This window comes from Gordonia sp. OPL2 (assembly GCF_003797825.1).
In the GTDB taxonomy this organism is placed as follows: domain Bacteria; phylum Actinomycetota; class Actinomycetes; order Mycobacteriales; family Mycobacteriaceae; genus Gordonia.
In genome coordinates this window covers 1-465 of sequence record NZ_RKME01000073.1, presented here as the reverse complement: position 1 = coordinate 465, position 465 = coordinate 1, and the positions used below count along the sequence as shown (strand labels likewise).

The window sequence follows — 465 nt, the reverse complement described above, 5'->3', positions numbered from 1 at the left end:
CTGCTGACTTCCACCGCACCTTCCAGCAGTGCGACTTCGACCAGGCCATCATGCAGGCGTTCCACCTGAAAGGTGGTGCCGATGTCGCGGATGGTGCTGTCGCCGGCGCGCAGCTGCAGGGCCTTGCCCGACGGTGCGACCTGCAGCTGCAGGCGGCCACGTTCCAGCACCAGGTTGCGATGGCGCCAACCGAAACGGGCGTGCAGGGTGGTGCCCGCATCCAGCGTGGCCACGCTGCCATCGGCCAGCGTCTGCTGCCGGGGCTGGTGGGAATCGTTGGCATAGCGCAGCGGCGTGGGGTTGCCGTCGACGGCAATCATCCAGCCGATCCCGATGGCCAGGCAGACGCCTGCGGCGGCGGCCACTGCCGGCAGCCAGCGACGCGGCGCCGGCCGTGCCGCACGTGCCGCGGCGGTGCGCAGCCACGGGTCGGCGGCCAGTTCCTCGCCCTGCTGGAACAGGGTC

General features: G+C 71.2%; 1 protein-coding gene. It reads right to left on the bottom strand.

Going from position 1 to position 465, the window contains the following annotated elements:
- A partial coding sequence (locus EEB19_RS26330; RefSeq protein ID WP_187590282.1) for a FecR domain-containing protein occupies nt 1–465 on the bottom strand: 465 nt, incomplete at both ends.